The sequence below is a fragment of the Amycolatopsis camponoti genome, assembly GCF_902497555.1.
Classification (GTDB): domain Bacteria; phylum Actinomycetota; class Actinomycetes; order Mycobacteriales; family Pseudonocardiaceae; genus Amycolatopsis; species Amycolatopsis camponoti.
In genome coordinates, this window is sequence record NZ_CABVGP010000001.1 from 4,336,934 (window position 1) to 4,360,246 (window position 23,313).

The 23,313-nt window shown below is 73.2% G+C and carries 6 protein-coding genes; 1 reads left to right on the forward strand and 5 read right to left on the reverse strand.

Going from position 1 to position 23,313, the window contains the following annotated elements:
* Positions 1-3: 3 nt before the first annotated feature.
* The 3 genes from AA23TX_RS20285 to AA23TX_RS20295 all read right to left on the reverse strand — a co-directional run bounded on the left by AA23TX_RS20285 (position 4) and on the right by AA23TX_RS20295 (position 20,424).
* Positions 4-17,592, reverse strand: a complete 17,589-nt coding sequence (locus AA23TX_RS20285; protein WP_155544059.1) for a non-ribosomal peptide synthetase — start codon at positions 17,590-17,592, stop codon at positions 4-6.
* Positions 17,593-17,661: 69 nt separating this feature from the next.
* Positions 17,662-18,936 (reverse strand): serine hydrolase domain-containing protein, encoded by a 1,275-nt coding sequence (locus AA23TX_RS20290; RefSeq protein ID WP_155544060.1) that lies wholly within the window; start codon positions 18,934-18,936, stop codon positions 17,662-17,664.
* 861 nt (positions 18,937-19,797) lie between these two features.
* The gene (locus AA23TX_RS20295) at positions 19,798-20,424 is read right to left on the reverse strand and encodes a TetR/AcrR family transcriptional regulator (RefSeq protein ID WP_155544061.1); all 627 of its coding nucleotides are present in this window, start codon (positions 20,422-20,424) and stop codon (positions 19,798-19,800) included.
* 134 nt (positions 20,425-20,558) lie between these two features.
* On the opposite strand from AA23TX_RS20295, the gene AA23TX_RS20300 reads away from it, so the two are divergent.
* Positions 20,559-21,392 carry a hypothetical protein gene (locus AA23TX_RS20300; protein WP_155544062.1) on the forward strand — a complete coding sequence of 278 codons (834 nt, stop codon included), beginning with the start codon at positions 20,559-20,561 and terminating at the stop codon, positions 21,390-21,392.
* Positions 21,393-21,395: 3 nt separating this feature from the next.
* On the opposite strand, the gene AA23TX_RS20305 is transcribed toward AA23TX_RS20300, so the two are convergent.
* Together AA23TX_RS20305 and AA23TX_RS20310 are read right to left on the reverse strand one after the other, a co-directional pair.
* Complete coding sequence (locus AA23TX_RS20305) at positions 21,396-22,106, reverse strand: hypothetical protein (RefSeq protein ID WP_230862584.1); 711 nt, start codon at positions 22,104-22,106, stop codon at positions 21,396-21,398.
* Between the two features lie 75 nt (positions 22,107-22,181).
* Positions 22,182-23,309: an epoxide hydrolase family protein gene (locus AA23TX_RS20310; protein ID WP_155544063.1), complete on the reverse strand. Its 1,128-nt coding sequence runs from the start codon at positions 23,307-23,309 to the stop codon at positions 22,182-22,184.
* Positions 23,310-23,313 lie beyond the last annotated feature (4 nt).

Consider the following 23,313-nt stretch of genomic DNA (forward strand, 5'->3'; position numbering starts at 1 on the left):
TCCTCACGATTCCTGGTCGAAGGCGAGGCTTTCCAGCTCGCCCAGGATGAGTTCCTCGACGGTTCCGGCCAGCCCGGCGACCGTGCGCGCGGTCAGCACGTCGGCCGGGGTCAGCCGGACGTCGAACAGCGCGCTCGCTTGGGCGGCGATCTGCAGGCTCCGCAGGGAGTCGCCGCCGAGGGCGTAGAAGCTGTCTTCGGCGCCGACCCGGGCCACGCCGAGCACCTCGGCCCAGATCCCGGCGAGCGCGCGCTCGGTCTCGGTTTCCGGTTCGACGTGCCGGGTTTCCGGTGCGGCGGGGGCGGGCAGCGCGCGGCGGTCGACCTTGCCGTTGGCGCTGACCGGCAGCCGATCGAGGGTGACGAACGCGGTCGGCACGAGGTAGTCCGGCACCGTGCGGGCCAAGAACTCCCGCAGCGTGGATTCGTCCACATCGGACACCACGTAGGCGATGAGTTGCTTGGCGCCCGGCTGGTCCTCGCGCACGACGACCGCGGCCTGCGCCACGTCCGGGTGCCGGGCCAGCACGGCCTCGACTTCGCCCGGTTCGACGCGGAACCCGCGCAGCTTCACCTGGTCGTCGCGGCGGCCGAGGAACTCGAGGGTGCCTTCCGCCGTCCAGCGGACGAGGTCGCCGGTGCGGTACATCCGCTCCCCCGGCGCGCCGAGGGGGTCGGCGACGAACCGGTCCGCGGTGAGCCCGGGCCGGTCCCGGTAGCCGCGGGCCAGGCCCGCGCCGGCCAGGCACAGTTCGCCGGGGACGCCCGGCGGCACCGGGCGCAGGTCGGTGTCCACGACGCGGGCGCGCACCCCGTCGAGGGGCCGGCCGATCGGGATCCGGTCCGGGACCACGCCGGCCATCGGGTGCGAAGTCGCGAACGTCGTGGTCTCGGTCGGGCCGTAGCCGTCGACGACCCGCAGCCCGGGACACGCGGCGAGGACCCGCCGCACCGACGTGGCCGGGACGACGTCGCCGCCGGTCCAGACTTCGCGGAGCCCGGCGAAGCAGTCCGGGGTTTCCTGCGCGAGGACGCGGAACAGCCCGGCGGTGATCCACATCGCGGTCAGGCCGTGCTCGCGCACGAGGTCCCGCAACGCCGGCGCGTCGACACCCTCGCCGGGGGCGACGACCACCCGGCCGCCGTTCAGCAGCGGGACCCACAGCTCGTACGTCGTGGCGTCGAAGGCCAGCGGCGAGTGCAGCAGAACGCGTTCGTGCGCGCCACCGCGGAACCGCCGGTCGGCGGCCAGCGCGGCGACGTCGCGGTGGCGCACCACGACACCCTTCGGCACACCGGTGGAGCCGGACGTGTACATCACGTACGCCGCCTGGTCAGGATCGACGGCGACTTCGGGGTCCGAAGTGGACTCATCGTCCACGGAGGACAGCAGCACCGTCCGCCCGAGCGGGTACTCCTCCGCGGCGATGACGAACCGGACGCCGTCGAGCAGCAGCTTCCGCCGCTCGGCCGGGGCGCGGGTGTCGATCGGCAGGTAGGCGCCGCCGGCCTTGACCACGGCCAGCTCGGCGACCACGGCGTCGGCGCGGCACACGGCGAGCCCGACCGGTTCCTCCGGCCGCAGTCCCAAGCCCACCAGGCGGTTCGCGAGCCGGTTGGCTCGCCGGTTCAGCTCGGCGTAGGTGACCGCCTCGCCGTCGAGGACGGCCGCGACCGCGTCCGGCCGGGTGCGGACCTGCTCGGCGAACAACTCCGGCAGCGATCGGACCGGCAGCTCGTCGCCGGTCGCCGTCCACTCCGCCAGCAGCCGGGTCTCGTCCGGCGTGGTCATGGTGACCGCGCCGAGGGCCCGGTCGCCGTCGGCGGCCAGCTCGCCGACGACGGTCAGCAGGTGCCCGGCCAGCCGGGACACCGTCGCGGCGTCGAACAGGCCCGGGTCGTAGCCGACGTCGACCGACAGCTCGGCCCCCGGCGACGCGACGACGGTGAGCGGGAAGTTGGTCGTCTCCCTCGCCGACAGGCCGCGCACGGTGAGGCCGTGGCCGGCGGACGCGCCGGTGATCGGGTAGTTCTCGAACACCACCAGGCTGGCGCAGAGGTCGACGCCGCCGGGCAGGCCGGCCCAGCCTTGCACTCGGGCGAGGGGCACGTGGCCGTGTCCGCGGGCCTCCGCCTGCGCGGCCTGCAGCCCGGCGAGCCAGTCGGCCACGCGGGCGCGGCGGTCGACGGCGGCCCGGACCGGCAGGGTGTTGATGAAGATGCCGGTGATGTCGTCCACGCCGGGTACCTCGGCCGGCCGGCCGGAGGTGGTGGCGCCGAACACGACGTCGTCGCTTCCGCTGTAGACCGACAGCAGCAGCGCCCACGCACCCTGCAGCACGACGTTGTGGGTGAGGCCGTGGCGCTTGACGAACGCGTCGAGCCGGGCCGTCGCGGTCCCGTCGAGCTTGACCGGCAGCCACTCGGCCGAGCACGGCGCGTGGCCCGGGGCCGGCGTCCGGTCGGCGGGCACCGGGGTCGGGCCCTCGACGCCGTCGAGCGCGGTGCGCCAGAAGCGTTCGGCGTCCGTCTGGTCCTGACGTCCCAGCCAGGCGAGGTACTCGCGGAACGGCGGCCGGGTCGGCAGCGGCTGCCCGGCGTAGGCCGTGCAGACGTCCGAGAGCACCTGGAAGACACTCCAGCCGTCGAGCAGGACGTGGTGGAACGTCCACAGCACCTGCACTTCGGTGGCGGAGAGCCGGGCCAGCGCGACCCGGGCCAGCGGTGCCGTGCCGAGGTCGAGGCCTTCCGCGCGGTCCTCGGCGAGGAGCTTCCGCAGTTCCTCGTCACGGTCGCGCCCGGTCCAGTCGAGCCGGCGGACCGGCAGGGTGACCCCGCGGTGGACGACCTGGACCGGCTCGGCGACCCCGGCCCAGAGGAACGCGGTGCGCAGGATCGGCGTGCGGTCGACGACGAGCTGCCAGGCTTCGGCGAGCCGGTCGACGTCGGTGACGCCGTCGAGCACGAACGTCGCCTGCTCGAAGTACAGGCCTTCGGCGGCTTGGGAAAGCCCGTGGAACACCATGCCGCCCTGCATCGGCGTCACCGGGTAGACGTCCTCGGCACCCCGGGCGACCAGCTCGTCCACTGTGGACTGGGTGAGCGAGACCAGGGGGAAGTCCGACGGGGTCCGCCCGCCCGCGCCCGGTTCGGCGCAGTGCGCGACGATCTCCCGCAACGCCGTCAGCATCCGTTCGGCGAGGTGCTCGACCGTGCTCCGGTGGTGCACGTCGGCGACGTGCGACCACGTCAGCTCCAGCTCCCCGCCCACGACCCGGCCGACGACGTCGAGGGCGTGGGTGCGGGGCGCGTCCGGGTCGACGTCGGCGTCGAGCCCACCGGCGGCGTCGTCGAACCGGCCGAGGTAGTTGAAGCTGACCGGCGGGTCGATCGCTGGGGCCGTCCCGGTCAGGTACCGCAGGGCGCCGTAGCCGATGCCCCGCCGCGGAACCGCCCGCAGCTGCTCCTTGACCGACTTCAGCGCGGTGCCCCAGTCGTCCGGGACGTCCAGCGCGACCGGGAACATCGTGGTGAACCAGCCGACCGTCCGCGACAGATCGACGTCGTCGAACAGCTCCTCGCGGCCGTGCCCCTCGAGGTCGACGACCGGGGTGTGCCCGGTCCAGTCCCGCAGCACCCGGCCGAGCGCGGTCAGCAGCACGTCGTTGACCTGCGTCCGGTAGACCTCGGGGACGTCGTGCAGCAGCGCCCGCGTCTCCTCGGCGGTGAGCCGGACGGTGACTTCGCGGCTGTCGGCGACGGTGGCCGGGCCCTCGCCGTCGGCGGGCAGCAGCGGCACTGCGGGCAGCGCGCGCCAGTGGTCCAGCTCGTCGTCAAAGCCGCCGGCCTCGGCGTGCTCGGCCAGCTTCCGCGCCCAGGCGAGGAACGACGTCGTCTTCGGCGCGAGGTCCTCACCGCGGTAGGCGGCGTGGAAGTCCTCCAGGAGGATCCGCCACGAGACGCCGTCGACGACGAGGTGGTGCGCGGCCAGCAGCAGCCGCCGCCCGTCGAGGACGGCGTTCAGCAACGGTCCGCGACCGAGGTCGAACGAGACCTCGTCGGTGAGCAGGTCGGCAGGCCACACCGGTTCGCCGTGCTGGACCCCACCCTCGAACCGCAGGCGCAGAGCGTCGTGGTGCGCCCACACCGCTTCGAGCGCACCGCGCACGGCCTGCTCGTCGACGTCCTCGGGGACCTCGAGGACCACGCGCTGGTCGAACCGCGCGGGCTGGGTCTCGAAGTACCACCGCTGGATCGGCGTGAGCGGCGCCTCACCGGTCACCGGGCCCTGTTCGGCGCGCGGTCCGTCGTCGACGCTCGCGTGCGCCGCGAGCGCGGCCAGGGTCGGGTGCCGGAAGACGTCGTGCGGCAGCAGCGTCAGCCCGGCGCGGCGGGCACGGGAGACGACCTGGATGCTGAGGATCGAGTCGCCGCCCAGCTCGAAGAAGTTCGTCTCGGCCCCGACGTCCTCGACGCCGAGCACGTCCGTCCAGATCGCGGCCAGCGCCCGCTCTGCCTCGGTCGACGGCGCCCGGTGGCTGCCGGCCGCGGCGAAGTCCGGGGCGGGCAGGGCGTTCCGGTCGAGCTTCCCGTTGACGTTCAAGGGGAAGCTCTCGAGCCGGACGAACGCGGCCGGGACCATGTAGTCCGGCAGGGTCTGCCCGAGGAACTCGGCCAGGTCGTCGGCGTCGCCGGTGAAGTAGGCGACCAGGCGCTTGACGCCGTGGTCTTCGCGCGCCAGCACCGCGGCCTGGGCGATCCCGGGGTGCGCGGCCAGCGCGGCTTCGATCTCGCCGGGCTCGATCCGGAACCCGCGGACCTTGACCTGCTCGTCGGCGCGGCCGACGAACTCGAGCGCGCCGTCCGCGGTCCAGCGCGCGAGGTCGCCGGTGCGGTACATCCGCTCGCCCGCCGGCCCGAACGGGTCGGCGAGGAACCGCTCGGCCGTCAGCCCGGGCCGGCCGAGGTACCCGCGGGCCAGGCCTTCCCCGGCGAGGTACAGCTCGCCCGGGGCGCCGGGCGGCACCGGCCGCAGGTCCGGGCCGAGGACATAGGCGCGCATGTTGTCGAGGGGCATGCCGATCGGGACGACGTCCGGGACCGCCCCGGGCATCGGGTACACGGTCGCGAAAGTCGTGGTTTCGGTGGGGCCGTAGACGTCGGCGACCACGGTGTCCGGGCAGGCTTCCCGGACCCGGCGCAGGGCCGCGGCCGGCACCGCGTCGCCCCCGGTCCACACCTCCCGCATCCCCGCGAACACCGTGGGGGCCTCCTGCGCGACCAGCCGGAACAGCCCGGTGGTGAGGAAAGCGCCGGTCACGCCGTGCGTGGTCAGCAGCCGGCCGAGGGTGTCGACGTCGAGGTCACCCGGCGGTGCCACGACGACCGTGCCGCCGCTGAGCAGCGGCACCCAGAGTTCGTACGTCGAGGCGTCGAACGAGTGCGGCGAGTGCAGCAGCACCCGGTCGTGCGGGCCGAACCGGTGGTCGGCGGCCAGCGCCACGACGTCCCGCCGGCGCACGGCCACGCCCTTCGGCGTTCCGGTCGAGCCGGACGTGTACATCACGTACGCGAGGTTGTCCCGGTCCACGGCGGGCAGCGGCACGTCCGCCGTCCGGTCGTCCGGCACGACGACGAGTCCATTGTGGATCGCCCGGGCGGTCCAGGCCCAGGTCTCGTCGGCGACGAGGATCGTGACGCCGGCGAGGAGGGTCTTGAGGCGCGGCGCCGGCGCGCGAGTGTCCAGCGGCAGGTAGGCCGCGCCCGCCTTGATGATCGCCAGTTCGGTGACGAGCAGCCGGGGCGAGCGCTCCATGAGCACGCCGACCAGTCGTTCGGGACCGGCACCGAGCGAGACCAGGTATCGCGCGAGCCGGTCGGCAGCTTCGTCCAGTTCGGCGTAGGTCAGCTGGAAGTCGTCCCCGGTCAGCGCGACGGCATCCGGCGTGCGCTCGACCTGCGCGGCGAACAACTCGGCGAGATCACCCTCCGGCAGCGGGTGCGCGGTGGCGTTCCACTCGACCAGCACCTGGTGGCGTTCGGCGTCGGTGAGCAGGTCGACCTCGGCCAGGGGCCGGTGCAAATCCGCGGCGAAGGCGTCGAGGACGCCGGTCAGCTGCCGGGCGATCCGCTCGGCCGTCGCCGTGTCGAACAGGTCCGGGTCGTAGCCGACGTCGAGGGTGATCCGCTCCCCCGGCGAGGCGACGACGCTGAGCGGGTAGTTGGTCGTCTCAGCGGCGTCGACGTCCCGCAAGGTCAGGCCGTGCGCCGCCGCGGTGTCGGCGGGGTAGTTCTCGAACACGACGATGCTGTCGAAGAGGCTTCCCGTACTGCCGCTCCACGCCTGCAGCTTCGTCAGCGGCAGGTGCCCGTACCGGCGCGACTCGACCTGGCGCGCCTGCAACGCGGTCAGCCAGTCCGCCACTGACGACCCCGCGACGGTGACGCGCACCGGCAGGGTGTTGATGAAGATGCCGGTGACGTCGTCGGCGCCGGGCAGCTCGACCGGACGTCCGGACACCGTGGTGCCGAAGCAGACGTCCGGCTCGCCCGCGAGGCGAGCCAGCAGCAGCGCCCACGCGCCCTGCAGCACGGTGTTCACCGTGAGCCCGGCGCAGCGGGCCGTGTCCCGCAGTCGCTCGGAGTTCTCGAGCGGGATGCGCAGCCACTGCGAGGACCGAGTGGTGTGGGCCTGCGCCGGCACGCGGTCGAAGGGCAGCCGGGCCGGGGCGACGAGGTCGCCGAGTTCCGCTCGCCAGTGCCGTTCGGCCGCCGAGTCGTCCTGGCGGGCCAGCCAGGCCACGTAGTCGCGGAACGGCGGCCGCTCGGGCAGCTCGCCACCGGCGTAGGCGGCGAAGACGTCGGACAGCACGCCGAAGACGCTCCAGCCGTCGAGCAGGACGTGGTGGAACGTCCACAGCACGCGGACTTCGGTGTCGGACAGGCGCGCCAGCACCAGCCGCAGCAACGGCGTCTCGGTCAGGTCGAGGCCGCGGGCGCGGTCGGCGTCGAGGAGGTCCTGCCAGGCCTGGTCCCGCTCGTCCGGGGTGTGGCCGCGCCAGTCGTGGTGGGTGACCGGGACGTCGGCGTGGCGCTGCACGACCTGGACGGGCTCGGGCACGTCCTCCCAGACGATCCGCGTCCGCAGCACCGGCGTCCGGTCGACGACCCGCTGCCACGCGCGTTCGAGGGCGGCCGGGTCGCGGACGCCGTCGAGCACGAAGGCGACCTGCTGGAAGTAGACGCGTTCCGCGCTTTGGGACAGCGCGTGGAAGACCATGCCGGATTGCATCGGCGTCAGCGGGTAGACGTCCTCGACGGCGCGCCCGTCGCCGACCAGTTCGTCCAGAGTGGACTGATCCAGGGCGGCCAGCGGGAAGTCGGACGGCGTGCGGCCGCCCGCGCCCGGCGCCGCGCAGTGCCGGACGATCTCGCGCAGGGCGTCGAGCATCGTCGTGGCCAGCGAGTCCACGGTGGACTTCCGATGGACACCCTCGGCGTAGTACCAGGTCAGCTCCAGTTCCCCGGATTCGACGCGGCCGACGACGTCGAGCAGGTGCGCCCGCGCCGAGCGGGGGCTCTCGTCGGATTCGAGGCGGCCGGAGCCGAACTGCCCGAGGTAGTTGAAGCTGACCTGCGGGTCGATCGCCGGCGCCGTGCCGGCCAGGTGCCGCAAGGCGCCGTAGCCGATGCCTCGCCGCGGGACCGCGCGCAGCTGTTCCTTCACGGCCTTGAGCGCGGTGCCCCAGTCGTCCGGGACGTCCAGGGCCACCGGGAACACGGTGGTGAACCAGCCGACCGTCCTCGACAGGTCGACGTCGGCGAACAGGTCTTCGCGGCCGTGGCCTTCGAGGTCGACGACCGGGGTCCGGCCGGTCCAGTCCCGCAGCACCCGGCCGAGCGCGGCCAGCAACACGTCGTTGACCTGCGTCCGGTAGACCGGCGGGACCTCGCGCAGCAGCGCGTTCGTCTCCTGCTCGGGCAGCCGGACGGCGACCGATCGCATTCCGGCGACCGTGGTGTCCCCGTCGCCGTCGACCGGGATCGGCGTCGCCTCGGGCAGGCCGCGCCAGTGCGCGAGTTCGTCGCCGAAGCCCCCGGCCTCGGCGTGCTCGGTCAGCCGGCCGGCCCACTCGCGGAACGACGTCGTCCGCGGGCCGAGGTCGATCGGTTCACCCCGCAGCGCCTGGTCGTAGGCGCGTTCGAAGTCCTCGATGAGCACGCGCCAGGACACGCCGTCGACCACGAGGTGGTGCACGGCGAGCTTGACGTCGTGTTCGGAGACGTCCAGACGGACGAGCGGGGTCTCGGCGCCGACCGGGCCGTTCTCCTGGTGCCAGCCGTCTTCATCGTGGGTGAACCGCATCCGGAGGGCGTCGTGGTGCGCCAGCAGCGCGTCGACGGCCTGGCGAGCCGCCTGGGCGTCGACGGTATCCGGTCCCAGGTGGACGAACTGGTGGAAGTGGTCCGGCGCGGCGGTCTGCGTCGCGAAGAACCAGCGCTGGATCGGCGTCAGCGGCACCGAACCGCTGACCGGGCCACGCTCGGCGGTCTCGGTGGCGGTGCGGGCGGCCGCGGCGAGCGCGGCCGGCGTGCGGTGGGCGAACAGGTCGCCGGGCAGCAGCTCCAGCCCGGCCCGGCGGGCCCGGGACACCACCTGGATGCTGAGGATCGAGTCGCCGCCGAGGGAGAAGAAGTCGTCGGTCGCGCCGACGCGCTCGACGCCCAGTACCTCGGCCCAGATTTCGGTGACCACGCGTTCGCGGTCGGTGCGCGGGGCCACGTGCTCCCGGCCGCCGAAGTCGGGCGCGGGCAACGCGTTCCGGTCGAGCTTGCCGTTGACGTTCACCGGGAACCGGTCCAGCCGGACGAACGCGGCGGGCACCATGTAGTCCGGCAGCGTCCGGCCGAGGAACTCCGCCAGCCCGGCGGTCTCGCCGACGACGTAGGCGACCAGGCGCTTCACGCCGCCGTCCGCGCGGGCCAGCACCGCGGCCTGCACGACGTCCGGGTGCTCGCCGAGCGCCGCCTCGATCTCGCTCGGCTCGACGCGGAAGCCGCGGACCTTGACCTGCTCGTCGACGCGGCCGACGAACTCGAGCGCGCCGTCGCCGGTCCAGCGCACGAGGTCGCCGGTGCGGTACATCCGCTCCCCCGGCGGGCCGAACGGGTCCGCGACGAACCGGTCCGCGGTCAGGCCCGGCCGGCCGAGGTAGCCGCGCGCCAGCCCGGCGCCGGCGATGTGCAGCTCACCGGGCGCGCCCGGCGGGGCCAGCCGCAGGTCGCCGTCGAGGACGTAGACGCGCGTGTTGTCCAGCGGCGCCCCGATCGGGACGACGTCCGGGATCTCGCCGGGCAGCGGGTGCACGGTCGCGAACGTCGTGGTCTCGGTCGGGCCGTAGACGTCGGCGACGAGGAGGCCGGGGCAGGCGGCCTGGACGCGGCGCAGGGCGGCCGCGGGCACGGCGTCGCCGCCGGTCCAGACTTCGCGCAGCCCGGCGAAGACCTCGGGGGCTTCCTGGGCGACCAGCCGGAATAGCCCGGTGGTGAGGAACGCGCCGGTGACGCCGTGCGTGGTGAGCGCGCGGCCGAGGGTGTGGACGTCGAGGTCGCCGGGCGGGGCGAGCACGACCGTGCCGCCGTTCAGCAGCGGCACCCACAGCTCGTAGGTCGAGGCGTCGAACGCCTGGGGCGAGTGCAGCAGCACCCGGTCGTGCGGGGCGAACCGCCGGTCCGCGGCCAGCGTGACGACGTCGCGGTGCCGGGCGGCCACGCCCTTGGGCTTGCCGGTCGAGCCGGACGTGTAGATGACGTAGGCGAGCTGGTCGGGCTCGAGGGCCACACCCGGCGCGGTCTCCGGCTGATCGTCCGCACCGGTCACAATTTGTCCACTGTGGACTTCCCCGGCCGTCGCCAGCCAGGTCTCGTCGGCGACCAGGACATCGGCCTCGGCTTCGGAGAGCAGCAGCCGCAACCGGTCGGCGGGAGCCCGCAGGTCCAGCGGCAGGTACGCGCCGCCGGCCTTGAGGATCGCCAGCTCGGCGACGACGAGCGCGGGCGAACGGTCCATCAGGACGGCGACCCGGTCCTCCGGCCGGACGCCGAGGTCCAGCAGCCGGTGGGCCAGCCGGTTCGCGCGGACGTCGAGTTCGCCGTAGGTGACGCTCCGGTCGTCGGTCACCAGCGCGACCGCGCCCGGATGGCTGCGGACGCGGGCCTCGAACAGCTCGGGCACGGTCACCGCCGGCACCGGGACCGCCGTGTCGTTCCGGCCGGCGACCAGCTGCCGGACCTCGGCGGCGGACAGCATCGGCACCCGCGTCACCGGCTCGTCCGGGGCGGCGACCATGCCCCGGACCAGGGCTTCGAGGTGCGCGGCGAGCCCGGCGGCGACCGCCGGGGCGATGAGCGCCGGGTCGTGGGTCAGCACCAGCGACAGCCGGCGGCCCGGGTAGGCGACCAGCCCGAGCGGGTAGTTGGTGCGCTCGGCCGCCCGGACGTCGCGCAGCCCGGAGACTTCGTCGACCGGGTAGTTCTCGAACACGACGATGCTGTCGAACAGGCTGCCGCCGCTGCCGCTCCACGCCTGCAGCCGGGGCAGCCCGACGTGTCCGAACCGCCGGGATTCCGCCTGCGCGGCCTGGAGTTCGCGCAGCCACGCGGCGACGCCGTGGTCCCGGTCGAGCCGGACGCGCACCGGGAGCGTGTTGATGAACAGGCCGGGGATGTCGTCCGCGCCGGGCAGTTCGGCCGGGCGGCCGGACACCGTCGCGCCGAAGCAGACCTCGGGTTCGCCGCTGTAGCGCGACAACAGGGCCGCCCAGGCGCCTTGGACGAGCGTGTTCACGGTCAGCCGGTGGCGGCGGGCGAAGGCGTACACCGCCGCCGATCCGGAGTCGTCGAGTTCGAGAGGGACACGGGCGCTGGAACTGGCCGAGTGGGTGCGTCCCGAGGCCCGGTCGCCGGGCAGCGGGGTGGGCGTCACGCCGGTGAGTTCGGCGCGCCAGTACGTCTCGGCGAGGGTGTCGTCCTGGTCGGCCAGCCACGCCGCGTACTCGCGGAACGGCCGTCGCGGAGGCGGTTCTTCGCCGCGCAGCAGCGCGACGACGTCGTTGAGGATGCCGAAGACGCTCCAGCCGTCGAGCAGGACGTGGTGGAACGTCCAGATCACGCGCACGGTCGTGCCGGACACCTTCGCGACGGCCAGCCGGGCCAGCGGCGCCTTCGTCAGGTCCAGCCCTTCGGCCAGGTCCGCGGCGAGGTACTCGGCTTCGTCGACGTCGTAGGTGACCGGGAGTTCGGCGGTGCGCTGCACGATCTGGAGCGGCTCGGGTACACCGTCCCAGACGATCCGGCTGCGCAGCACCGGCGTCCGGTCGACGATCCGCTGGAACGCCTCCCCGAGCCGGCGCGGATCGGGGACGTCGTCGAGGGTGAACGAGATCTGTTCGAAGTAGACGCGTTCGCCGGGCTGGGCCAGGTCGTGGAAGACCATCCCCGCCTGCATCGGCGTCAGCGGGTAGACGTCTTCGACTGCGCGGCCGTCGCCGGCCAGGTCGTCCAGAGTGGACTGGTCGAGGCCCGCGAGGGGGAAGTCGGACGGCGTGCGGCCGCCCGCGGCCGGGTCCGCGCAGTGCGCGGCGATCGCCCGCAGCGCGGCCAGCATCCCTTCGGCCAGCCGCTTGACGGTGGCCTCGTCGTGGACGCCTTCGGCGTAGTGCCAGCCGAACTCAAGGGTGTCGCCGTCGACCCGGCCGACGACTTCGAGGAGGTGCGGGCGGCTGTCGCTGGGGTCAGCGTCGAGGGTCAGCTCGCGGTGCAGGCCGGTGTAGAGGTCGCCGGGCAGGTCGAACTGGCCGAGGTAGTTGAAGCTGATGGGCGGGGTGATCACCGGCGCCGTCCCGGTCAGGTACCGCAGGGCGCCGTACCCGATGCCGCGGCGCGGGACCGCCCGCAACTGCTCCTTGACCGACTTCAGGGCGGTGCCCCAGTCGTCCGGGACGTCCAGGGTCACCGGGAACATGCTGGTGAACCAGCCGACCGTCCGCGAAAGGTCGGTGTCGAACAGCTCCTCGCGGCCGTGGCCTTCGAGGTCGATCACGGGAACGTGCCCGGTCCACTCCCCCAGCACGCGGCCGAGCGCGGTCAGCAGCACGTCGTTGACCTGCGTCCGGTAGACCTCGGGCACCTGCCGCAGCAGCGCCCGCGTCTCCTCCGCGGTGAGCCGGACGGTGACCTCGCGGGCCCGGCCGACCGTGTTCGCGCCGTGGCCGTCGACCGGGATCGGGGCCGCCTCGGGCAGGCTCCGCCAGTGGTCCAGTTCGTCGTCGAAACCGCCGGCTTCCGCGTGCTCGGCGAGCTTGGCGGCCCAGTCGCGGAACGACGTCGTCCGCGGGCCGAGGTCGACCCCTTCGCCGCGGGCGACCTGGTGGTAGGCGCGGTCGAGGTCTTCGAGCAGCAGCCGCCACGAGACGCCGTCGACGACCAGGTGGTGCGCGGCCAGGTGCAGCACGCGCCGGCCGGGTTCGCCGGACAGCGCCCACCGCAGCATCGAGTGCCCCTCGCCGACGGGGGCGTTGTGCTGCCGCCAGCCGTCGCCGTCGGGCTCGAACCGCATCCGCAGGGCGTCGTGGTGCTCGGCCAGCGCGGCCAGGGCCGTGGCGAGAGCGACCTCGCCGACGTTCTCCGCGAGGTCGACCGCGATCGCCTGGTCGAACCGGTACGGCACCGCCGCGGTTTCGAAGAACCAGCGCTGGATCGGGGTGAGCGCGACCTCGCCGGTCACCGGCCCGCGGTCGAGGCTCGCCGTGGCGTCCCCGATCACCGGGGCGAGCGCCGCGATCGTCTGGTGGCGGAACAGGTCGGCCGTGGTCACGGCGAGACCCGCGCGCCGGGCCCGGGCGCTGACCTGGATGCTGAGGATCGAATCGCCGCCGAGGGCGAAGAAGTTGTCCTCGACGCCGACGCGGTCGACGCCGAGCACGTCGGCCCAGATCCCGGCGAGGACGGCTTCGCGCTCGGTGCGCGGCGTCCGGTCCCCGGTGGACTCGAAGCGCGGCTCGGGCAGGGCGTGGCGGTCGACCTTGCCGTTGGCGTTGAGCGGCAACGCGTCCAGGACGACGATCGCGGACGGCACCATGTAGTCCGGCACCGTGCGACCCACCGCGCGCCGCAGCGCTTCGATGTCCACAGTGGACCCGTCGGCCGGGACGACGTATCCGGCCAGCTGCTTGCGCGCGCCGGTGACGCGGACGGCCACGACGGCCTGCGCGACGCCCGGCTGGGCGGCCAGCACGCGTTCGACCTCGGCGGGTTCGACGCGGAAGCCGCGGATCTTGACCTGGTCGTCGGCGCGGCCGGCGAACTCGAGGGTGCCGTCGGTGCGCCAGCGGCCGCGGTCGCCGGTCCGGTACATCCGGTCGCCCGGCGCGCCGAACGGGTCGGCGACGAACCGCTCGGCGGTCGCGCCGGGCCGGGCGAAGTACCCGCGGGCGAGGCCGGCGCCGGCGATGCAGACCTCGCCGAGCGCGCCGCGCGGCACCAGTCGGAGCCGCTCGTCCAGGAGGTAGATCCGCATGCCGGCCAGGGGCGTGCCGATCGGGACGGTCTCGGGGACCGCGTCCGCCGACGGCATCGGGAACGACGAGGCGAACGTGGTGGTCTCGGTCGGGCCGTAGCCGTCGACGACCGTGAGCCCCGGGCAGCCGTCGAGGACCCGGCGGGCCGCGGCCGGCGGGACGACGTCGCCGCCGGTCCAGACTTCGCGCAGGCCTGCGAAGCACTCCGGGTCGTCCTCGGCGAAGAGCCGGAAGAGCCCGGCGGTCAGCCACAGGGCGGTGATGCCGTGTTCAGAGGTGAGGCGGCGGAGGGCGTCGGCGTCCAGGTCGCCGGGTGGCGCGACCACGACGGTGCCACCGTTCAGCAGCGGGACCCACAGCTCGTAGGTCGAGGCGTCGAAGGCGAGCGGCGAGTGCAGCAGCACCCGCTCGTGGGCGCCGCCGGCGAACCGCGGGTCGGCGGCGAGCGCGGCGACGTCGGCGTGCCGCACGGCCACGCCCTTCGGGACGCCGGTGGAGCCGGAGGTGTACTCGACGTAGGCCAGGTTGTGCGGATCCAGCGTGATGTCCGGAGTCGACGTCGGCTCGTCGACGTCCGTGACCACGAACGAGTCCGGGTGGATGTCGGTCGCAGTGTCCTGCCACCGCTCGTCGGTGAGCAGCAGCGGGGTGCCGTCGAGGACGAGCCGCATCCGGTCGGCCGGGGCGCGCAGGTCCAGAGGCAGGTAGGCGGCACCGGCCTTGAGGATCGCGAGTACCGCGACGACCTGGTCGGCCGAGCGGTCCATGAGCACGCCGACGCGGTCCTCCGGGCGGACGCCGAGCCGGATCAGCCGTCGCGCGAGCCGGTCGGCGCGGTTCTTCAGTTCGCGGTAGGTCAGCTCTTCGTCGCCGGCCACCGCCACGGTGTCGGGGTGGCGGTCGGCGCGGCGGTCAAAGAGGTCCGGGATGGTCGCGGCTGTGGTCTCCGTGCTCGCCGGGAGCAGGAAGCGGCGGTCCTCGTCGGTGAGCAGCGGGAGGTCGCCCACCGGGCGCGCCGGGTCGGCCGCGATGCCGGTCAGCAGCGTCTCCAGGCTGCGCGTGAGGCGTTCGACCGTGGCCGCGTCGAAGAGCGCGGTGGCGTACTCGACGGTGACGCGCAGGCCGTCGGCGTGCGGCCAGAACTCGACGACCAGGTCGAACCGGGCCGACGGGCGCGGCAGGTCGTACTCGGTCACCCGCAGGTCGCCGACCTCGCGAGGCTGTACGAGCGGGGTCTGCAGGACAACGACGGCCTGCACCAGCGGGGTCCTCGACGGGTCGCGGGCCGGCTGCACCTCGTCGACGACGCGGTCGAAGGGGACGTCGCCGTGGGCGAACGCCGCCAGCACCGTCTCGCGGAACTCGCCGAGGAAGTCGTCGAACGGCCGGTCACCGTCCACGGCGGACCGCAGGACGAGGGTGTTGACGAAGAACCCGGTCAGCGATTCGAGTTCGGCCCGGTCGCGGCCGGCGACGGCGGTGCCGACGGCGATGTCGCGCTGCCCGCTGTAGGCCGCCAGGAGCACCTGCACCGCGGCGGTGAGCGTCATGAAGAGCGTGGCGCCGTGGGAGCGGCCGGCGTCGGCGATCCGCCGGACGAGGTCGGCCGGGAGGTCGTGGCGGTGCACCGCGCCGTCGGTCGTGCGCTGCGGCGGGCGGGGCCGGTCCGTCGGCAGGGCGAGCGGTTCGATGCCGGCCAGGGTTTCGCGCCAGTAGCCGAGCTGGTCGTCCGAAGTGGACTGGAGCCGCCAGTGCGTGTAGTCGCGGTAGCCCAGGGTCAGCGGCGGCGGGGTCACGCCGCCGTAGAGGTCGAGGAGTTCTTTCGTGAGCACGCCGATCGAGCGGCCGTCGGTGACGATGTGGTGCTGGCACAGCAGGAGCAGGTGCTCGCCGGGGCCGAGGGGGAACAGCGTCGCGCGGGTCAGCGGGCCGGTCCGCAGGTCGAACGGCTCGCTCAGCTCGGCCTTCAGCACGCCGTCGTCCGGCCGTTCCTCGCTGATGCGTAACGGGATCTCGCCGGTGGGCGCGATCTGCTGGACGCCGTCCCCGAACGTCGTCCGCAGTGATTCGTGTCGGGCGCAGAGTGACGCCAGCGCCCCGCGCAGGATGTCGACGTCGAGCGGGCCGGACAGCCGGAGCCCGACGCCGGTGTTGTACTCGGCGCTGCCGCCGGTCAGTTCGTCGAGGAACCACAACCGTCGCTGGGCCGGGGACAGCGGGATGACGTCCGACGGCGGCGCGACCGGGATCGCGGCGTCGTCTTGCGGCGCTTTCTCGAGGACGCTCGCCAGCGCGGCCACGGTGGGCGCGTCGAACAGCGTCCGCGCCGACAGCCCGGCGCCGAACTCCCGGCGCAGGCGCGAAAGCGCTTGGACAGCGAGGATCGAGTCGCCACCGAGGGCGAAGAAGTCCTCGTCGACGCCGAGGCGCTCGACGGCCAGCACCTCCGCCAGGACCCCCGCCACGGCACGCTCGGTGTCCGTCCGCGGCTCGGCGCTTTCCACGGCCTCGGCGGGCGGTGCGGGCAGGGCCCGGCGGTCGACTTTTCCGTTGCTGCTCAACGGAAGGGCGTCGAGGACGACGAACGCCGACGGCACCATGTAGTCGGGCAGCGACGCGGCCGCGACCGTTTCGAGGTCACCCGGCTCCCCCACCAGGTAGGCCACCAGGCGCTTGACGCCGGGCCGGTCCTCGCGCGCCACCACGACGACCTCGGCGACGCCGGGGGCCGCGGCGAGCACGGTCTCGATCTCGCCCAGCTCGACCCGGAAGCCGCGGACCTTGACCTGGTCGTCGACCCGGCCGAGGAACTCCAGTTCACCGTCTCCGATGCGGCGGACCAGATCGCCGGTCCGGTACATACGATCGCCCGGCTCGCCGGCCGGGTCGGCGACGAACTTCTCCGCCGTCGCGCCGGGCCGGGCCCAGTAGCCACGGGCCAAGCCGGCGCCGGCCAGGTGGAGTTCGCCGGGTTCGCCGTCGGCGACCGGGGTGAGGTCGCCGTCCAGGACGTAGGCGCGCATGTTGTCGAGCGGACGGCCGATCGGTACCGCCGCCGGTACTCCGTCCGCCGAGGGCAGCCGGTGGGAGGTGGCGAACGTGGTCGTCTCGGTCGGGCCGTAGCCGTCGACCACGGTCAGGCCCGGGCACGCCCGCAGCACGCGCCGCACGGACTCGGCCGGGACGACGTCTCCGCCGGTCCAGACCTCGCGCACGCCGCGGAAGCAGTCCGGTGCTTCTTGGGCGACGACGCGGAACAGGCCGGCCGTCAGCCACAGCGCTGTCACGCCGAGTCGCGTGAGGACGGTTCGCAGCGTCTCGACGTCGAGGTCGCCCGGCGGGGCGACCACCACGGTGCCACCGTTCAGCAGCGGCACCCACAGTTCGTAGGTCGACGCGTCGAACGCGACCGGCGAGTGCAGCAGCACCCGCTCGTGCGCACCTCCGGCGAAGCGGCGGTCCGCGGCGAGCGCCACGACGTCCCGGTGCCGGACGGCGACTCCCTTGGGTTTCCCGGTCGAGCCCGAGGTGTGCATCAGGTAAGCCAGCCGGTCCGGGTCGGCCTGCGGCCGCACGAACTCCGCGTCCGGCAACGGTTCCACCGCGTGCACCGTGAGTCCACTGTGGATGGCCGCGGCCCGGTCCGCGTCGTCGGTGATCAGGATCGACACCCCGGCGTCGGCGAGGAGGGTGCGCAGCCGGGTGTCCGGCGCGCGGCCGTCGAGGGGAACGTACGCGCCCCCGGCCGTCACGACGGCCAGCTCGGCGACGACCAGCTCCACCGACCGGCCGAGCAGGAGCCCGACCCGGTCCTCCGGCCGCAGCCCGAGCCGCACGAGGTGCGCGGCGAGCCGGTCGGCCCGTTCGTGCAGTTCGCCGTAGGTCAACCGGATGTTTTCGCCTGCCACGGCGACGGCGTCCGGCGCCGCAAACGCCCGTGCGGCGAACAGTTCCGCGAGGCCGACGGTTCTCGGCGCGGTGTCGTCCGTTTCGGCCGGCGTGTCTTGCACGGTCATCGTCTTCGCTACCTTCCGGGCACGACTGGGGAACCCGCCGCTACCGGCGGGGAGGGAGAGGGGCTTGCGTCAGCGGCGTCCGGCGAGGCGGCCGCCGATTTCGACCGCGGCCGAGGCGCCGGGCTCGCCGCGGAACCGGCCGCAGGGGGTGACCCGGCCGGTCGCCGGATCGCGGACGGTGAACGTCCGGTCGTCGTGGAGCACCAGCTCGGGGAACACTTCGCCGTCGACGACGAGGCGGTCGGCCGTGATCACGTACTCGATGGATCCGTTGCGGTAGGCGCCGAAGTCGCCGGGTGGCACGGGAACCTCGCGCGTCGCTTCCGGTGCCTGGGCCGCGCGGGACGGGACGTCGATGCCGAGGTCGGCGAGCTCGGCGGCCAGCGCGTGCCACAGGTCCGCGCCGGTGGTGCCGTTGGTGGTCAGGGCGACCACGCAGGCGCCGGCCTGGTCGATCCGCAGGTGGCAGGAGGTGCCGTCGGCGGTGCCGTCGTGCCCGAGCCAGCCGTTGTCCGGGTCGCCGAAGTGGGCGATGCCGAGGCCCCACCCGTCGGCCAGGCCGAACGGCTCGGCGGCCGGGACGCGCCGGTGCATGTCGGCCGCGGTGACGACGTCGAGCAGGCCCGGCTTCCCGAGGTGGACCCGGCCGAGCGAGACGAGGTCGGCGGCGCTCATCGCGAGCGCGCCCGCGGGGTCGAGCATCGGTGGCAGGATCTGCTCGACCGGACGGTCGCCGGCGTGCCCGGACACGACACCCGGGTCGTCGACGAAGACAGGCTCGATGTTCAGCGGGCGCAGGACGATCGCGTCGGCCGCCTCGCGCCAGCTCATCCCGGTGACCTCTTCGATCACCGCACCGACCAGCGCGTAGCCGAGGTTGGAGTACGAGAAGGCCGTCCCGGGGGGACAGACGGGCGCGGCGCCACGCACTTCTCTCAGCACCGAGCCGGCGAGGTCGGCCGGGTCGGACGGCAGCCCGCCGGTGTGGCTCAGCAGCCGCCGGGTGGTCAGCTCGGCGGGCAGTCCGGAGACGCCCAGGACGTCGCCGACGGGTTCGTCCAGGTCGAGGTCGTCGTCGGCGACGAGCACCATCGCGAGGGTCGCGGTGACCAGCTTGGTGATCGAGCCGACCGGGACCGCGGAGGTGGGGAGCATCGCCCCGGGCCGGTCGTGGTGCCGGACCCCGGCCTGCACCACGGTGGCTTCGTCACCCTGCCACACCGCGAGCTGCGCCCCCGGCACCCGGTACTGGCGGGCGAGCCCCGCGAGGAGCGCGTCCAGCCGGGCCGCGGGCACCGGGCGGGTGCCCGCCCGCCGGTCGAGGACATCGTTTTCGGACCGCATGTGAACAAACCTTTCGAGCTTCGTGTGGACGGCGCCGGGAATTGCGCGAACCCCGCACCGAACCGTTCCATCCCCCGTCAGCCGGCTGACTGCCCCACAACTTCGCACCGACTGGAGCACTTACGCTGCCGGGCGCACCGTGATCGTCAGTACCGCCAATAGTGGGATTCGATCGATCGCCGATCCGCATTCACGAGCACTCCCCGTCGCGACATTACCGGCGCCATTCCTGAACATGAACGGCCGGCTACGGGGCCGGATATTGTAATCGAGCAGCACAAACCCGCGCCGCGACATCCGACGCATCGACCAGCCGGTCCACCCTCTCGCCCCGTCTCCCTCCACCTGGTCCGGCCGCCGCGCCCGGCGCTGCGGATTCGTTCTCGCCGATGCAGTCTTCCCGGGGCCAGCCACTCTCAAACGCCCGAATCGGAGCCAGGATCGGCCAACCGGAGCCCGGTTCGAAAAGGATCATCACCACATTCTCAAATAGCGTCCTCAACTGCGAAAATGGCGCAGTGATCAACTCCGGAACCGGACCGGGAGAGAGATCGCACGTGCATTCTCGTGTGCACCGAACAACTGACGTCATATGTGTCACAGGTTCCAGAATGCGGGAAACGGCATTTTCACGATCACACGATTGGCGTGTAACGAAACGCGAAGCCGCTTTTTCCCGACTTTCGGCTCTTACGGCACCACCCGGGCGGGCCCGGTCAAGTCGTTTCACCTGCCGGACGGAGAACCCCGCACGCCGAATACGGCGGCGCTATTCCGCCCGATGCACAGCACACACGCGGCGACGCATCATGACGCGGCGAACTGCGACTCACGATGGTGGTCAGGGCATTCCTGGTCGGCTCAAGGGGCCGCGGTGTAGAGCGTCGTGCGGATGATGTCCGTCAGGACCTGGATCACGTTCTCGTCGTTCGCCGGTTCGCTTCCGCGGATCAGCTGGTAACCCGCGCGCTCGACCATCCACGTCAGGACGGCGGCCGTCTCCGCCGGGAGGACCGGGCGCATCACGCCCGCCGCCTGGCCGCGGTCGATCGCGTCGCGGGTCGCGGTGATGATCGACCCCATCAGGGTGCGCACCTCGTCGGCCACGGTGGGGTCGTAGGCCGCCGTCTCGGTGATGATCGTGAAGGCCGCCGCGCGACGGCGGTAGACCGCCACGATCGCCGTGACCGCCTCGGTGAGGCCGGCCGGGTCGGCGTGCTCGGCCGTCTCCCACCAGGTGCTCGACACATCGCGGAGCTCGGCCAGCACCGTGGTGGCGAGCCGCCGGACGAGGTCGCCCTTGTCCTCGAAGTGGACGTAGAACGTCGAGCGGGAGATGCCGGCCGCCGCGGCCAGCCGTTCGACGCTCAGCTCGGTGAAACCGGCGCCCTCCGCGACCAGCTCCTCGGTGGCCGCGAACAGGCGCCTTTCCAGCTCTGCTCGGCGGTCCTGGCGCTTGCCGGCGGCGGGCCGGGTGACTGAAGGCATCGGCGTCTCCACGTACGGGAAGTGATCACCGGCATCTTAGCCGGACGAGAAGTCCGGACACTGTGTCCGGACATTGCGTCTTGACGACGTGTCCGAGCGGGCGCATCCTGGTCCGACCGAACCTGGGAGGCGCTGTGGCGGTGTTGTGGGCTCTGTGGGGAATCGGCGTTCTGAACGTCGCGGCGGCGGTCGTGAGCTCGTCGGTGCATCTGCTGCGGAGCCGGTTCACGACCTTCGCCGCGCCGGCTTTCCTGTCGATCGTGTTGATCATGGCGGCCATCGTGACCACGTTCGCGGGCGGCTTCGCCGGCCTCCTGCTGGTCCTGCTGACCGACGCGGGCCCCGTCCTCATCGTGAGCACGGGCGTCCTGCTCGCCGGCGCCGCTTTCGTCACGGCCTTCGCGCTCAACCAGGTCCGGCTGTCCCGCCGGGATTCCCGCATCGGCAAGCGGCTCCTGTCCCGGGACGAGGTGCTCGACCTGATCAAGGCCGGCCTCGTGCACTCCTTCTCGCGGCGGAACGGCGTCCTGGAGATCCAGCTCAAGCTCCGCGCGGCCGAGGAGCCGGCGCTACGGCACCGTCGCGCCCACCCCCGCGACTACCTCGCCTTCGTGGCCGCCGCGACCGAAGGCGGTGCCGGGCGCCGCAAGATCCGCTACGAGGACGACACCGGCGAAGGCCCGTCGTCGACCGAGCGCCGGTGGATCACCGTCGCGGAGGCGGTCGCGCTCCTGGGCGCCGACCAGGTCAAGACCTTCGGCTGGGGCGGGCACGAGAGTCCCGACAATGCCCGCGCCACGTTCCGGGGGACCCCCACGGGGATCAAGCTGATCGACCACGGCTGGGCCCGCCACATCGTGGCCGCCCCGGAATCGGGAGCGGCGTTGCTCCCGCTCGCCCGCGTCGCCCGGTCGGCGCACGGAAGACCGCACATCATCGTCGACGGCCATTGGGAACAGCGGGCCTGACGGTCACTTGACCGGCAGGTAAGCGGCGACGTCGGCCAGGGCGTTCAGCGTCGGGCCGTCCACGCGACCGGCAGCGGTGTCCGCTTCGGCGACGACCATGCCGTAGCCCTGCGGCCGGGACCGGTGGTGCAGGCCGGTCATCCGCACGCCGGCGATGCCGAGCACGGCCTCGATCTCCAGCGGCCGCACGTCTCCGCTGCCTTGCACCGCCTCGACCTTCTCGAACGCCTCGGCTTGCTTCTTCGACCGGAACCCGACCCGCACCACCGAGACGACCGCGGCGTTGCCGTGGCCGTCGCCGACCGCCAGCAGCACGCGGTCCAGCGACGTGCACGGCGTCCTGATCAGGAAGTCCCGTACCTTGCCCGAAGCGGCCGCGACGCACTCCCCTTCGCGCTCGAGCCGCCGGACCTCCCGCTTGAGTTCCTTGAACTTCAGCCGGCTCCACGCCTCTTTCGACTTGCCGCGCTTGGCCGACTCCCGCGCCTCGCCCCGGCGGACGTCCAGGGAACGGCCCGGCAACGAGTCGACGACGTCACCGGCCGCGTTCCCGGCGAGCGCCTCGGACGCGGCCCCGTCGCCGCTCGCCGCGCCACCCACCACGCCGCCGGCCCCTCCGGCGACCGCCAGCCCGACCGCCGCCGCGACGGCGACGCCCGTCCCCTTGCCGCCGATGTAGATCTTCTTGCCGTCCTTCGTGATCCAGCGCCCCATGCGATCCCCCTCCGGATCATCATCGGGGCGATCACGGCGACCCGGGGCAGCTGGCCGGGAACTGACCGGAAACTGTCAGGAAAGGCGTTCGCGGAAAGGACGGAAGAAGTCCCGCAGCTCACGCGCGTAGATCTCCGGTTCCTCGAACGCCGCGAAGTGTCCGCCCCGCTCGGGTTCGGTGACGCGGACCGTGTTCGCCGTGCGGTCGAGCCACGCCCTCGGCGGGCGGACGATGTCGCCCGGGAACAGCGTGAACCCCGAGGGCACCTCCACCCGGCGGGCCAGCTGGGCGGGCGGGATCGCGCCGTTCGCGCGGTACATGCGCATCGACGAGCCGATCGTCTCGGTCAGCCAGTAGATCGTGATGTTCGTGAGGATCTCGTCGTCGGTGAAGCGGAAGCCGTCGCTCCACGCCCGCAGCTTCTCCACGATCCACGCCGCCAGCCCGGCCGGGGAGTCGTTCAGCGCGGCCGCCGCCGTCTGGGGTTTCGTGCGGTGCATCGCCGCGTACGCGCCTTCGGACGCGCCCCAGGCCGTCACGCTCGCCATCCAGTCGCGCTCCTCCGGGGTCAGGTCCGCCGGGTCGCCGGTGAAGATCGGCACGCCGGCGTCCGTGCGGTGGACCGCCACCACCCGCTCGGGGTGATCGAGGGCCAGGTAGCGGCTCACGTGGCTGCCGATGTCGCCGCCCGCCGCGCCGAACCTCGGGTAGCCGAGCTCCGTCATCAGCTCGGCCCACAGACCGGCGACGGCGATGGAGTTCAGCGGCGTCGCCGGGCGCGAGGAATAGCCGTAGCCGGGCATGTCGGGGACGATCACGTCGAAGGCGTCGGCCGGGTCGGCGCCGTGCGCGCCGGGGTCGGTCAGCAGCGGGATCACCTTGGTATAGCGCCAGAACGAGTCCGGCCAGCCGTGCCCGAGCACCAGCGGGAGCGCCGGGCCGGTCGCGCGGACGTGCGCGTAGTGGATGTCGTGGCCGCTCAGCGGGATCGTGAACCGCGGGATCGCGTTCAGCTCGGCCTCGCGAGCGGGCCAGTCGAACCCGTCGGCCCAGTACGTCACGAGCTTTCGCAGGTAGGCGATGTCGGTGCCGGCCGACCACCCGGCGTCCTCGGGAACGTCCGGCCAGCGCGTCGCGCGCAGCCGGGTGCGGAGGTCTTCCAGGACTGAGGGGCCGGTCCGCGAGGTGAAGGGCTCAGGCATGCTC

What these genes read in the sequence shown, in the direction of transcription:
- AA23TX_RS20285 (WP_155544059.1), bottom strand. Translation starts at nt 17,592, where the DNA reads ATGACCGTGCAAGACACGCCGGCCGAAACGGACGACACCGCGCCGAGA.
- AA23TX_RS20290 (WP_155544060.1), bottom strand. Translation starts at nt 18,936, where the DNA reads ATGCGGTCCGAAAACGATGTCCTCGACCGGCGGGCGGGCACCCGCCCG.
- AA23TX_RS20295 (WP_155544061.1), bottom strand. Translation starts at nt 20,424, where the DNA reads ATGCCTTCAGTCACCCGGCCCGCCGCCGGCAAGCGCCAGGACCGCCGA.
- AA23TX_RS20305 (WP_230862584.1), bottom strand. Translation starts at nt 22,106, where the DNA reads ATGGGGCGCTGGATCACGAAGGACGGCAAGAAGATCTACATCGGCGGC.
- AA23TX_RS20310 (WP_155544063.1), bottom strand. Translation starts at nt 23,309, where the DNA reads ATGCCTGAGCCCTTCACCTCGCGGACCGGCCCCTCAGTCCTGGAAGAC.